12 protein-coding genes are annotated in these 11,683 nt (G+C 67.7%); 6 read left to right on the top strand and 6 right to left on the bottom strand.

Going from position 1 to position 11,683, the window contains the following annotated elements; genetic code table 11:
* Positions 1-114: 114 nt before the first annotated feature.
* Together ACTHLF_RS03615 and ACTHLF_RS03620 are read right to left on the bottom strand one after the other, a co-directional pair.
* Positions 115-1,236 (bottom strand): anion permease, encoded by a 1,122-nt coding sequence (locus ACTHLF_RS03615; protein WP_440324944.1) that lies wholly within the window; start codon positions 1,234-1,236, stop codon positions 115-117.
* A 13-nt stretch (positions 1,237-1,249) separates the two neighbouring features.
* Positions 1,250-1,879, bottom strand: coding sequence for a DUF47 domain-containing protein (locus ACTHLF_RS03620; RefSeq protein WP_440324946.1), 630 nt, complete (start codon positions 1,877-1,879; stop codon positions 1,250-1,252).
* Between the two features lie 117 nt (positions 1,880-1,996).
* Between ACTHLF_RS03620 and ACTHLF_RS03625 the strand changes: the two genes are divergently transcribed.
* Positions 1,997-3,313 carry a hemolysin family protein gene (locus ACTHLF_RS03625; RefSeq protein WP_440324948.1) on the top strand — a complete coding sequence of 439 codons (1,317 nt, stop codon included), beginning with the start codon at positions 1,997-1,999 and terminating at the stop codon, positions 3,311-3,313.
* Between the two features lie 42 nt (positions 3,314-3,355).
* The gene (locus ACTHLF_RS03630) at positions 3,356-3,964 is read left to right on the top strand and encodes an exopolysaccharide biosynthesis protein (protein WP_440324950.1); all 609 of its coding nucleotides are present in this window, start codon (positions 3,356-3,358) and stop codon (positions 3,962-3,964) included.
* 120 nt (positions 3,965-4,084) lie between these two features.
* Here the strand turns inward: ACTHLF_RS03630 and ACTHLF_RS03635 are convergent, their stop codons facing one another.
* On the bottom strand, positions 4,085-4,855 hold the full coding sequence (locus ACTHLF_RS03635; protein WP_440324951.1) for an RNA methyltransferase: 771 nt from the start codon (positions 4,853-4,855) through the stop codon (positions 4,085-4,087).
* A 136-nt stretch (positions 4,856-4,991) separates the two neighbouring features.
* On the opposite strand from ACTHLF_RS03635, the gene ACTHLF_RS03640 reads away from it, so the two are divergent.
* Entirely contained in the window at positions 4,992-5,798 is an 807-nt protein-coding gene (locus ACTHLF_RS03640; protein WP_440324953.1) for an inositol monophosphatase family protein, read from the top strand.
* Positions 5,799-5,932: 134 nt separating this feature from the next.
* The gene (locus ACTHLF_RS03645; protein ID WP_440324955.1) at positions 5,933-6,943 is read left to right on the top strand and encodes a metallophosphoesterase; all 1,011 of its coding nucleotides are present in this window, start codon (positions 5,933-5,935) and stop codon (positions 6,941-6,943) included.
* On the opposite strand, the gene hda is transcribed toward ACTHLF_RS03645, so the two are convergent.
* The 3 genes from hda to ACTHLF_RS03660 are packed head-to-tail and all read right to left on the bottom strand — an operon-like array spanning position 6,940 to position 9,776.
* Positions 6,940-7,635: a DnaA regulatory inactivator Hda gene (hda, locus tag ACTHLF_RS03650; RefSeq protein WP_440324956.1), complete on the bottom strand. Its 696-nt coding sequence runs from the start codon at positions 7,633-7,635 to the stop codon at positions 6,940-6,942. The two genes, ACTHLF_RS03645 and hda, sit on opposite strands and share 4 nt — an antisense overlap.
* Entirely contained in the window at positions 7,632-8,786 is a 1,155-nt protein-coding gene (locus ACTHLF_RS03655; protein WP_440324958.1) for an AI-2E family transporter, read from the bottom strand. The genes hda and ACTHLF_RS03655 overlap by 4 nt, the downstream gene beginning before the upstream one ends.
* A 3-nt stretch (positions 8,787-8,789) precedes the next feature.
* Positions 8,790-9,776, bottom strand: a complete 987-nt coding sequence (locus ACTHLF_RS03660; RefSeq protein WP_440324960.1) for a DUF2066 domain-containing protein — start codon at positions 9,774-9,776, stop codon at positions 8,790-8,792.
* Between the two features lie 138 nt (positions 9,777-9,914).
* On the opposite strand from ACTHLF_RS03660, the gene purM reads away from it, so the two are divergent.
* Positions 9,915-10,952: a phosphoribosylformylglycinamidine cyclo-ligase gene (gene purM / locus ACTHLF_RS03665; protein ID WP_440324962.1), complete on the top strand. Its 1,038-nt coding sequence runs from the start codon at positions 9,915-9,917 to the stop codon at positions 10,950-10,952.
* 5 nt (positions 10,953-10,957) lie between these two features.
* Positions 10,958-11,596 (top strand): phosphoribosylglycinamide formyltransferase, encoded by a 639-nt coding sequence (gene purN, locus ACTHLF_RS03670; protein ID WP_440324964.1) that lies wholly within the window; start codon positions 10,958-10,960, stop codon positions 11,594-11,596.
* Positions 11,597-11,683 lie beyond the last annotated feature (87 nt).

Below are 11,683 nucleotides of genomic sequence, written 5' to 3' on the forward strand. Positions count from 1 at the left end.
CGCAGCGCGGGTGGGCGCCAAGGGCTCTTTCCAGAGACGTCAGAGCGCTAGCGCGATGGCCAAAGGCCGAGCCCCCCCCGCGAAGCCGAAGGCGAGCCTTATCGCGTGATCGGTCTAGAACAAATGCCCCAGCTTCACGAGGCCATAGCCGATCGCCGCCGTGATCGGCAGGGTCAGGATCCACGCCCACACCATCCGCTCGACCACCGACCAGCGGATCGCGTTGAAACGCTTCGCCGCGCCCACGCCCATGATCGACGCCGACACGTTGTGCGTCGTCGACACCGGGATACCCAACACCGACGCCGTCAGGATCACCGCCGCCGAGCTGCCTTCCGCGGCAAAGCCATTGATCGGATGCAGCTTCACCATCTTGTGGCCCAGCGTCTTGATGATCCGCCAGCCACCGCCGGCCGTACCGCCCGCCATGGTCAGCGCGCAGACCACCTTCACCCACACCGGGATCGGGAAACCACCCGGCGCCGCCGGGTCGTGCGCAATGCGCAGGAACGACAGGAACTCAGGCAGGTGATCGAACTGGCCGGCGGCCGTGGCGCCCGCCAGGGCCAGGGCGATGATGCCCATGCTCTTCTGCGCATCATTCATGCCGTGCGACAGGCCCATGGCACTGGCCGACACGATCTGCGCCTTGCCGAAGAAGCTGTTCACGAACGGCGTGCGGCCGAAGCGGTGCAGGTAGCCCTTCTGGCTCGAGAACCAGCCCAGCAACGCGTACAGCGCACCCATCAACAGGAAGCCGATGACGAAACCGAGGAACGGCGAGACGATCATCGGCACGATGACCTTGGGCACGACGCCCTTGCCAAGCCACCAGTGCGCGCCGCCCTGCCACCAGATGATCGAGTGGATGTTTTCCTGCGAGGCCGCCAGGGCGGCGCCAACCAGGCCGCCGACCAGCGCGTGGCTGGAGCTCGAAGGCAGGCCCAGCCACCAGGTGATCAGGTTCCAGATGGTGGCGCCCAGCAGCGCGCTGATCAGCAGCTGCGAGCCGACCTCGACCACGCCGGTATCGATGAGGCCCGACGCGATGGTGGCCGCCACGGCGGTGCCCCATAGCGCACCAGCCAGGTTGGTGACCGCCGCCAGCAGGACCGCCTGGCCCGGGGTGAGCACCTTGGTCGCGACGACGGTGGCGATCGAGTTCGCCGTGTCGTGGAAGCCGTTGATGTAGGTGAACGCAAGGGCGATCAGGACGACCGCGATGACCATGCTCATGGGACGCCCGTCCTCAGGAGTTCTTGAGGACGATGGCGTAGACGACGTTGCCCACGTCGCGGCACTTGTCCACGGCCTTCTCGATCAGCTCGAAAAGATCCTTGGTGAGGATGGCGCGCAACGGATCCGAGCCTTCGGCGTAGAGCGTGCGGTAGGGATCGAGCAGGAGGCGGTCGGCCTCGGCTTCCAGCGCGTGCAGCTGGTCGCGGAGCTTCTTCACCGGGCCGATCTTCAGGCCCTGGCGGAGCTGGGCGATCATGTCGACGACGACATCGGCCGAGCGCTCGAGCAGCACGGCACGCTGGCCGAAATCGACACCCTGGAGCCGTTCGGCGACGATGATGTAGCGTTCGGCGAACTTCTCGATGGTCTTGGGGATCTTGTACAGCGCGGAATTCAGCGCCTCGATGTCCTCACGGTCCAGCGCGGTGACGAAGGTATTGACCAGCTCTTCGCCGATCTGGGCGTGCAACGCCTTCTCGCGGGCCCGGGTGGTCGTGAACGCGGCCATGATCGGCGAGCGGTCCGCACGGGTAACGAGCTCGTGCATGGCCTTGGCGCTTTCGCGGGCGGCCTCGGCGCTCTCTTCGAGGAGGCCGTAGAACTTGTCGCCCTTACCGAACATGGTCTGGAGTGAAAACATGGGGTTGCCTGAGGGATCATCGGGGAATATGACGCTTATGTTACCGGACCTCGCCCCGCCCTTGCTGCATCCCGACGGCAAGACCTTGCTGGCCGCGTCTGGTATATAGCCCTCCACATGCTCACCGAACTCCTGCTCGTCTTCATCCTCTCGCTCGCCAACGGGTTCTTCGCCCTGTCCGAGATGTCCGTGGTGGCCTCGCGCAAGAGCCGCCTGAAGCAGATGGCCCGGGACAGCCGGCGTGCCCGCGTGGCCCTGCAACTGGCGGAATCCCCGGAGCAGTTCCTGTCGACGGTGCAGGTCGGCATGACCCTGATCATCCTGGTCACCGGCGCCCTGGCGGGTGACAAGCTGGCCGAGCACTTCGCCGAGCTGATCCACGGCGACGGCCCGGCCTGGCTGGAGCCGTACATGCGGGTGCTGGGCTGGCTGGCCGGCTTCCTGCTGATGTCGCTGGTCCAGATCATCGTGGGCGAGCTTGTGCCCAAGCGCGCCGCGCTGACCGCCCCGGAGAAGATCGCCAGCCAGATTGCCGTCCCGATGATGGTGGTCTCGCGGATCACCCTGCCCCTGGTCTGGCTGCTCAACCACGTCTCCACCGGGATCCTGCGGGTCCTTGGCCTGCACCGGAAGGGCGCGAATGCCGCGACCGAAGAGGAGATCCGCCTGCTGGTGGCCGAGAGCGCCGAGCAGGGCATCCTCGACAGCGACGAGCGCAACATGGTGAACCGGGTGCTCCGCCTGGGCGATCGCACGGTGGGGTCGGTGATGACCCCGCGAATGAAGATCGCCTGGCTCGACATCGCCGCGCCCCGCGAAGACAACCTCGAGGTGCTCCGGCAGACCCCGTTCTCCCGCTACCCGGCCTTCCGCCGCGACGAAAGCGAGGTGATCGGGACGGTGGAAGTGAAATCGCTGATCCGCTCGTTCCAGACCGGCGAGGTGGATCTGTTCGCCCACGTCGCCCGCCCGCTGTTCGTGCCGGCCACCGCGCGCGCCCTCGACCTGCTCGAATCGTTCCGCGATGCCGATACCCAACTGGCCCTGGCCGTGGACGAGTACGGCGATATCGAAGGCCTGGTGACGCTCAATGACCTGCTCTCGGCCGTGGTCGGCGCCACGGCGCCGGCGGCGGACGATGCCGCCCAGGACGGACCGATCATCCGCCGCGACGATGGCAGCTGGCTGGTCGATGGCGCCCTGCCCGCCGACGATCTCCGCGAGCTGCTCCAGCTCGACCGCCTGCCCAACGAGGAAGAACACGACTTCCGCACCGTGGCGGGCATGGTCACCACCGCCTTCGGGCACATCCCGCATGCCGGGGAATCGTTCGCCTGGCAGGGGCACCGCTTCGAGGTCGTGGACATGGACGGCGCGCGCATCGACAAGGTGCTGGTGAGCACGGCGCCCGACGAAACCGTGGTGGAGGAATAACCGCTCATCCCCGGTTCAAGGCCCGCTGGCGACGCTCCGGCCATGGCCGACAAAGAACCCCGCGAAGAGAAAACGGCCGCCCTGCTCCGGGCGGCGGCCCTGGCGACGCCCGGCGAGCGCATGACCGTGGAGCAGTTGCTCGAGCCGCTGAAGCGCCGGGCATTCGGCTTCCTGTTGCTGCTCCTCGCGATCCCCAATTTCATCCCGGTGCCCGTGGGCATCGGCGGGATCATGGGCGTGCTGGTGGTCGGGCTGGGCCTGGAGATGCTGGTCGGCCTGGAACACCCGTGGATTCCGGGATTTCTCAAGCGACGGACGATGTCGCGCGACGGCCTCCTGCGCTTCCTCGATCGCATCGCGCCGTTTACCGGGCGGCTGGAGAAGGCCTGCAAGCCACGCCTGCAGCGGCTGAGCCGGCGGCCTTTCACCTTCGTCTCGGGGGCCGTGATGATCCTGGTCGGCATCCTGCTCGCCCTGCCGATCCCGTTCACCAACTACCTGTTTGGCGGCATGCTGGTGGCGTTCGCGTTCGCCCTGGTCGAACGTGACGGCGCGCTGCTGCTGGCCGTGTGGGGCTCGACGATCGCAGCCGTGGCGCTATCGGCCACCTTCAGCCATGCGCTGCTGAAATTCTTCCGCGACCTGTTCTGACGAAGCAATGCGATTCGTAGGAGCCCACCCTGTGGGCGACGCCGCTCGCCGGTGAGTCGCAGGTCCTGTAGCGCCTTCGCGAAGGATGTCGCCCACAGGGTGGGCTCCTACGAAAGCTGTTCAGTCGTTTTTCTTGTGGGCCAGCCCGGCCATGCGCTGGGCATCAGCCAGAATGCCGTGGAGGATGCGCAGTTCACGCAGCTCAGGCCGTGCGCGCAGGAACAGCTTGCGCAGCTTGAGCATGATGGTGGTCGGCGAGCGGCCCTTGTGGAACTCGATGTCGTCCAGCGTCTCGCTGAGGTGGGTGAAGAAGCGCTCCACCTGCTCCGCGTCCGCCGGCACTTCGTCCGGATCCAGCTCGGCCGCCTCGGGCGCGGGCGCGGCCTGCCCGGCCAGCAAGGCCGTGCGGATCTCGTAGGCCACCACCTGCACCGCCTGCGAGAGGTTCAGCGAGCTGAAGTCATCCACGCTCGGGATCCGCACCATGGCGTGGCAGCGCGACAGCTCGTCGTTCTCCAGCCCGGTCCGCTCATTGCCGAAAACCAGCGCCACCTGCTCGCCCCGGCGGGCGGCGGCAATGGCCTGGGCGGCGCCCTCGCGGGGATCCAGCTCGGGGATGTTCACCCCGCGGCGGCGGGCCGAGAGGCCCAGGGCGAATGTGGTACCGGCCAGGCCGCCCACGAGGTCGTCGACCACCACGGCGTTGCCCAGCACGTCATCCGCGCCCGCGGCCAGCGCTGTGGCCTCGGGGTCCGGGAAGCGGTTCGGGGCTACCAGGGTGAGCCGGTCGAATCCCATGGTGCGGATGGCACGGGCCGCCGAGCCAATGTTGCCCGAGTGCGAGGTGCGGACGAGGACGAAGCGGAAGTGGTCGTAGGGCGTGGGGGCCATGGGCGCCGGCTGGGATTCTTCAGGACCGGAAAGTCTACACCGGCCCGCGACTTGGGCGACGCCGCCCCCGGTGGTAAACTGCCCGACCGACGCGGCTTTCGACCGCTTCCCCTGTTCTTTTGCCAAGCCGATCCCCATGCCAAGACCCGCCGTCAACGTCGCGGCGCGCGCCGCGCGCTCCGCAGGAAACATCATCCTGCGCTACATGAATCGCATCGAGGGCCTCGCGGTCGTCGAGAAGCAGCGGATGGACTTCGCCTCCGAGGTCGATCGCCTCGCCGAAGCCGAGATCGTCAAGGAACTCCGCCGCGCCTACCCCACCCACGCCATCGTGGGCGAGGAGTCGGGCCAGACCGGCAAGGGCCCCCTCGTGTGGATGATCGATCCACTCGACGGCACGCATAACTACCTGCGTGGCATCCCGCACTTTTCCGTCTCCATCGCGCTGCTCGACAAGGGCGAGCCGGTGTATGGCGTGGTGTTCGATCCCCTGCGCGATGAACTGTTCACCGCCAGCAAGGGCGATGGCGCCTACCTCAACGACCGCCGCATCCGCGTCGGCCGCCGCGATGGCCTGAGCGGGGCGCTGCTCGGCACGGGCTACCCGTACCGCGTGCGCAACCACCTGGAATCGCAGCTGGGCATCACCAATGCGCTGCTCCAGGAAGCGGAAGATATCCGCCGCATGGGCTCGGCCGCGCTGGACCTGGCCTATGTCGCCGCCGGCCGCCTCGATGGTTACTTCGAGCCGGGCCTGCAGCCGTGGGACATGGCCGCAGGCGCCCTCCTGGTGCGCGAAGCCGGTGGCGTCTACAACGACTTCTCCGGTCGCGAAGGTCTGCCCGAGAGCGGCAACATCGTCGCGGGTAACCACAAGGTGGCCGCCGCGATGACCGAAGTGATCACGGCCAACGCGACCCCGCGCCTCCTTGGCGTCAGCTAATCACTCGCTAATCGTCAGCGAAACCTGACACGTGATGAAGGCGTTCCCTTCATCACGTGTCGGCCATTCCTCGCTAACGTGTCGTCCGCGGCGACTTCTTCGCCGCGTTCCCCTACGACACAAAGGAATGTGCCATGCGCCACACCCCCCATCGCCTCCTCGCCTCCGTGCTGCTCGCCACCGCGGCGTTCACCGCGTCCGCCGAAACGCCCGAGATCATGGTCGTTACCTCCGATCCGCAGTATCCGTGGACGGACGCGACCGACGAGGGCCGCCCCACCGACAATGCGCTGGCTGAATCCCTGGTACGCGAGCAATACGAGAGCATCGCGACCTTCCGCAAGGCCCATCCCCAGCAGCGCATCCCGGTGATCATCAACGGCGACCTCACCTCGCACGGCCTGTTCTTCGAACACCAGAAGATCAATGAGCTGTTCGGCATCCTGGGCGATAATTTCTATTACGGCCTGGGCAACCACGATTACGAGAACAACCTGCGCAACAACAAGGCGTGTGAGTTCGCCTACTGTGCGACCGATTCGCTGGACAACCTGACCAAGCATGTCGTGGGGCATGGCGATCGTGTACGCGCGTTCGACCTGCGGTCGCGCGGCGACAACGGCCGGGTCATCAAGGAAGGCAGCTGGAGCTACGCGTTCAAGGCCGACGGATGGGGCAGCACGCTGCAACTCCAGCTCAACAACTCGCCCCTCTACGAAGTGGATCTGTCGACCTACGCGGGAGCACTGCAGCCGGTGAATTACCGTGTCCTGCCTTCGACCGGGTGGTTGCTCGAGCAATCGCGCGGCGCGTTGGCCAGCGGCGATGCCAGGTTCACTTTTGCCCACGCACACAAGCCAGACGATTGGAGCGGTAGCTGGGGCGCCTGGGAACAAAACCTGGCCGCGAAGGCGGCCGCCGTGGGCGTCAAGGCCATCTTCGCCGGCCACTACCACAAGGACATGGGCGTCCGGTACGTGCAGATCGGCCCGCGCGATCACCTGCCCCTGTTCACCAGCGGCTCGGCATCGCAACGCACCTATCTCGTCGTCGAGCACTGGCCCGAATCGAAGAAAGTGAAGGTGTTCGGGGTGCGTAACAACGACCCGTCGGCCAAGACGCTGCTCGCCGAGTTCGACGTCTAATCGGGCTTCAGCAGGTTCTTCAGGAAGGGCACGGTCACGCGGCGCTGGGCAGCCAGCGTCGCGCGATCGAGCGTATCGAGCAGGTCGAGCAGCGCGCCAAGGTCGCGCGCGTGGTGCGCGAACAGCCAGTCGAGGACGGTGTCGTCGAGTTCGATCGCACGATCGGCGGCGTGATCACGCAACGCCTGGCGCCGCTCGGCATCGCCCTGCGGCTTGAGCACGGCCTGGGTCAGCGAGCCCAGCCGTGAACGCAGGTCCGGCAGCGCGATATCCAGCGTGGCCGGCGGCACGTTCGCCGCGAAAAGCAGTGTGCAGCCATCGGCCTTGTAGCTGTTGAAGGTATCGAACAGCGCGTGCTCGCCGTCCGGATCCCCTGCGATCGAATCCAGGTCGTCGATCGCCAGCAGGTCGCTGCCGGCCATGCCGCGGATCGCCGCGGCCCGCGTGCCACGCAGGCCCGCAAGCGGGAGGTACTGGGCGCTGCGTCCCGCATCGATAGCGGCCTGGCAAGCCGCCACCAGCAGGTGCGTGCGGCCGCTGCCAAGCGGCCCCGACGTGTACACCCACGGCGCGGCCGCATCGACGGCCGCCGCACGCACGGCCTCCAGCGCCACGGCATTCTCACCGGCGTGGAAGTGTTCGAAGCGCTGGCGACGGGGCCAGCGCAGCGCGAGGGGAAGCTGGGTACTCATGGACCGTTGTCGGGCGTCCGTGGGGGGCCTGGATGGGTTTTCACCGCGACATCGACATCCACGTCGACATCGACCGCCTCGGTGACCGGCGCGGTTTCCTTGTACAGATCGCTCTCGCGATACCGCGCGAATACGTAACGCAGCAGCACGACCACCACCGATGCCGCCGGCAGCGCCAGCAGCACGCCGAGGAAACCGAACAGGTGGCCGCCCGCCAGGACGGCGAAGATCACCGCCACCGGGTGCAGGCCGATCTTCCCACCCACCAGGCGCGGCACCAGCACGTAGCCTTCGAGCAACTGGCCGATGGTGAAGACGGCGCCGACCAGGATCACGTGGGTCCAGTCGCCGTACTGCACCAGCGCGGCCACGAGCGCGGCGACAAAGCCGATCATGAAGCCCAGGTACGGGACGAAACTGAGCAGGCCGGCGATCATGCCGATAAGCGGACCGATCGAAATGCCGACCAGGGTGAGCGCGAGGCCGTAGAACACGCCAAGCGCCAGCATCACCAGCAACTGGCCGCGGACGAACGCGCCGAGTACCTGGTCGGATTCACGCGACAGGCGCACCACGGTGGGCTCGAGCGAGCGCGGGATGAGCCGCTGGATGTGCGCGATCATCGTGTCCCAGTCGCGCAGCAGGTAGAACGCGACCACCGGGATCAGCACCGCGTTGGTCATCCACGTGATGATCCCCATGCCCGACTGCGTCACCCGTGCGAGCGCGCGGGCCGCGATGCTGCCGATCGAACCGATGTGCTCACGGATCGTCGCGAGCACCTTGTCGGTATCGAAGGTATCCGGTTCGAGATGCAGGCGCCGCTGGACCCAGGGCAGCGCGACGGTGCGCGCCCATTCGACGTAGTGCGGCAGGTTATCGATGAGGTTGCTGACCTGGCGCTGGATCAGCGGCACCAGCAGGAGCAGCACGCCCACGAAGATGATGGTGATGACGGTGAACACGATGCTCACCGCCCACGTGCGGCCCATGCCCAGGCGCTGCAGGCGGTCGGCCAGCGGGTCGCCCAGGTAGGCGAGCATGGCCGCCAGCGCGAACGGCATGAGCACCGGCGCGAGCAGCCAGATCACGAAGACGATGACGCCGATCAGCGCCAGCATCTGCCAGCGGCGCGAATTATCGTGGGTCATGCGTCAGGGCACCCAGCGCACGGCGAGGTCCGCGCCATCGTGCGCGTCGGCGGCCAGCACATGGCCACCGGCGGCGTAGCCGGCAATCAGGCGAGCCAGCGGCGCACCGGCGCTGACGTTGAACAGCACGCCGTCGGCCGTCGCGCTGACCGGAGCGATGGACTTCACCGCGGGGTCGTTCTGGAACGTGGCCAGCAGGCCGGCGTAGTCGGTGGCCGAGCGCAGCCCTGCGACCCAGATCTTCCCGCTGCTGCTGCCGCCGGCGTTCGCGGCGAACGAGCGGTCGAGCTTGTCGGCCATGGCGTTCGCGCCGTTGCCAAGCAGGGCCGCGCGGGCTTCGCCGCTATCGGACCAGCTGGAGGAGCGGCCGGCGTTGATCAGCGTCCAGTCGGTGCCATCGTCACGGATGGTCCCGATCAGCACGGTGGCGGTGTTGTATTGGCGCGCGACCGCGGCCACGGCGGAGGTATCCCCCGCGGCGACAGCCTTGGCATCGATCGGCGTATCCGACTTGGGGGTGACGATCTGGTAGCCGCGCGCATCGGCCATCTGGGCCAGCGGGGCCAGGTCCTGCATGTTCAGCACCTTGCCGGAGGCATCGTGGGCGATGACCAGCACGGGGGGCTTGGGCGCCGCGGCGGCCGCGTCGCCGACCGCCAGGACGCGACGGATCGCGCCCGGGTCGAAGGTGATATCCAGCGCCAGCGGGGCGCCATTGGCGCCGCCGGTCCGCTGGTACTGGTACTGCTGGACCAGGCCACCGGGCTGCTTCATGGCATCGGCGTAACCCGGCTTGGAACGGGGGTCCGCGCCGTTCGTGGCGCGGGCCAGCACCTGGGTCAGGCCATTGGCGAAGGCCTGGTCGCGGACCGCCGCGCTGGTGTCCGGCACCGGCACCGATACCGAATACATCGCGGTCTGAGCCACGGCCGGGCCGATGCCGGCCAGCAGGATCAGGGTCAGGAAAGCGAGGGTACGGGCTGCGCGCATGGTCATGGCATCGCTGCGGGGAAGGCGGGAAGTCTGCCCAAACCTTGGCATGGCGTCCATCCAAGCCGCGTGCAGGCCCGGCCGGCGCCCCGCCTTGCTGCTATCATTGCGCGTTTCCAATCAGCGCCGGAACCACGTATGTCCTCCGACCAGGGCTCCCTCACCTACCGCGACGCGGGCGTCGATATCGATGCCGGCAATGCCCTCGTCGAGCGCATCAAGCCGATGGTCAAGCGCACCTTCCGCCCGGAAGTAATGGGCGGGCTGGGTGGTTTCGGCGGCCTGTTCGACCTCTCCGGCCGTTACAAGGAGCCGGTGCTGGTCTCGGGCACCGATGGCGTGGGCACCAAGCTCAAGCTGGCCCACACCCTCAACCGCCACGACACCATCGGCATCGACCTGGTGGGCATGTGCGTCAATGACGTCCTGGTCCAGGGCGCCGAGCCGCTGTTCTTCCTCGATTACTTCGCCACCGGCAAGCTCGACGTGGATACGGCCGCAGCGGTCGTCGGCGGTATCGCAAAGGGTTGCGAGCTGGCGGGTTGCGCCCTGATCGGCGGCGAAACCGCCGAGATGCCGGACATGTACGCGCCGGGCGAATACGATCTGGCTGGCTTCACCGTTGCCGCGGTCGAAAAGTCCGCCATGAACGACGGCTCGAAGATCGTGGCCGGTGACGTGATCCTCGGCGTCGCCTCGTCGGGCCCGCACTCGAACGGCTACTCGCTGATCCGCAAGATCCTCGAGCGGGCCGGCTCGCCGCTGGATGCGGACGTCGGTGGCGTGAAGCTGGTCGATGCGCTGATGGCGCCGACCACGCTGTACGTGAAGCCGGTGCTCGAGCTGCTGCAGAAGGTGGACGTGCATGGCATGGCCCACATCACCGGCGGCGGCCTGAAGGAAAACATCATCCGCGTCGTGCCCGATGGCCTGGGCCTCAGCATCGACGCCTCCTCGTGGGAGCTGCCGCCGGTGTTCCAGTGGCTGCAGCGCGAAGGCAACGTGGCCCGCGAGGAAATGTGGCGCACCTTCAACTGCGGCATCGGCTTCACGGTGCTGCTGGACAAGAGCCAGGTGGAGGCCGCCAGGGCCGCCCTCGCCGCGCATGGCCTGGATACCTGGGTCATCGGCTCGGTCGTCGCCGCGAGCGGTGACGAGCGCGTCCATATCGCTTGAGAAAAATCGTGGATCGTCCCCTGCGCGTTGCCGCGCTCGCCTCCGGGCGCGGCAGCAACCTTGCTGCGCTGATCGCCGCGCGCCTGCCAGTTGAGTTCGTACTGGTCGGGAGCGACAAGGCGAAGGCGGGCGCTCTGGAGATTGCCCGCGACGCGGGCATTCCCACCGTGGCGATGACCCCGAAAGCCTTTCCGGACCGCGTGGCCTTCGACCGCGCCTTGTTCGGGGCGGTGGCGGACGCGAAGCCCGACCTGCTCGTGCTGGCCGGCTACATGCGCATCATCGATGCATCGGTGGTCGCGGACTGGGAAGGCCGGGCGATCAACATCCACCCCTCCCTCCTGCCGAAGTACCAGGGCCTGCACACGCACCGCCGCTGCCTTGAAGCAGGCGATACCGAGCATGGCGCCAGCGTGCACTTCGTGACGGCCGAACTGGATGGCGGCCCGGTCGTCGCCCAGGCGCGCATCAGCGTCGGCCCCACCGATACCGAAGAAACCCTGGCCACGCGACTGCTGGTCGAAGAACACCGCCTGCTCCCGGCGGTCGTGGGCGCCATTGCCGCAGGGCGCCTGGCCTGGTCCGGCGAACCCACCTTCGACGGCAAGCCCCTCACCGCCCCGCTGACACTCGCCGACCTCTGAGCGCGGCGAGGCCGTTGTGGGGGGGGGGGGGGGGGGGGGGGGGGGGGGGGGGGCCCGCCCGCGCCCCCCCGCCCGGCGCCCCCCCCC

It is taken from the genome of Luteibacter sp. (genome assembly GCF_051958795.1).
Taxonomy (GTDB): domain Bacteria; phylum Pseudomonadota; class Gammaproteobacteria; order Xanthomonadales; family Rhodanobacteraceae; genus Luteibacter.

Coding starts and splice junctions, on each gene's coding strand:
- ACTHLF_RS03615 (WP_440324944.1), bottom strand. CDS start 1,236: ATGAGCATGGTCATCGCGGTCGTCCTGATCGCCCTTGCGTTCACCTAC.
- ACTHLF_RS03620 (WP_440324946.1), bottom strand. CDS start 1,879: ATGTTTTCACTCCAGACCATGTTCGGTAAGGGCGACAAGTTCTACGGC.
- ACTHLF_RS03625 (WP_440324948.1), top strand. CDS start 1,997: ATGCTCACCGAACTCCTGCTCGTCTTCATCCTCTCGCTCGCCAACGGG.
- ACTHLF_RS03630 (WP_440324950.1), top strand. CDS start 3,356: ATGGCCGACAAAGAACCCCGCGAAGAGAAAACGGCCGCCCTGCTCCGG.
- ACTHLF_RS03635 (WP_440324951.1), bottom strand. CDS start 4,855: ATGGCCCCCACGCCCTACGACCACTTCCGCTTCGTCCTCGTCCGCACC.
- ACTHLF_RS03640 (WP_440324953.1), top strand. CDS start 4,992: ATGCCAAGACCCGCCGTCAACGTCGCGGCGCGCGCCGCGCGCTCCGCA.
- ACTHLF_RS03645 (WP_440324955.1), top strand. CDS start 5,933: ATGCGCCACACCCCCCATCGCCTCCTCGCCTCCGTGCTGCTCGCCACC.
- hda (WP_440324956.1), bottom strand. CDS start 7,635: ATGAGTACCCAGCTTCCCCTCGCGCTGCGCTGGCCCCGTCGCCAGCGC.
- ACTHLF_RS03655 (WP_440324958.1), bottom strand. CDS start 8,786: ATGACCCACGATAATTCGCGCCGCTGGCAGATGCTGGCGCTGATCGGC.
- ACTHLF_RS03660 (WP_440324960.1), bottom strand. CDS start 9,776: ATGCGCGCAGCCCGTACCCTCGCTTTCCTGACCCTGATCCTGCTGGCC.
- purM (WP_440324962.1), top strand. CDS start 9,915: ATGTCCTCCGACCAGGGCTCCCTCACCTACCGCGACGCGGGCGTCGAT.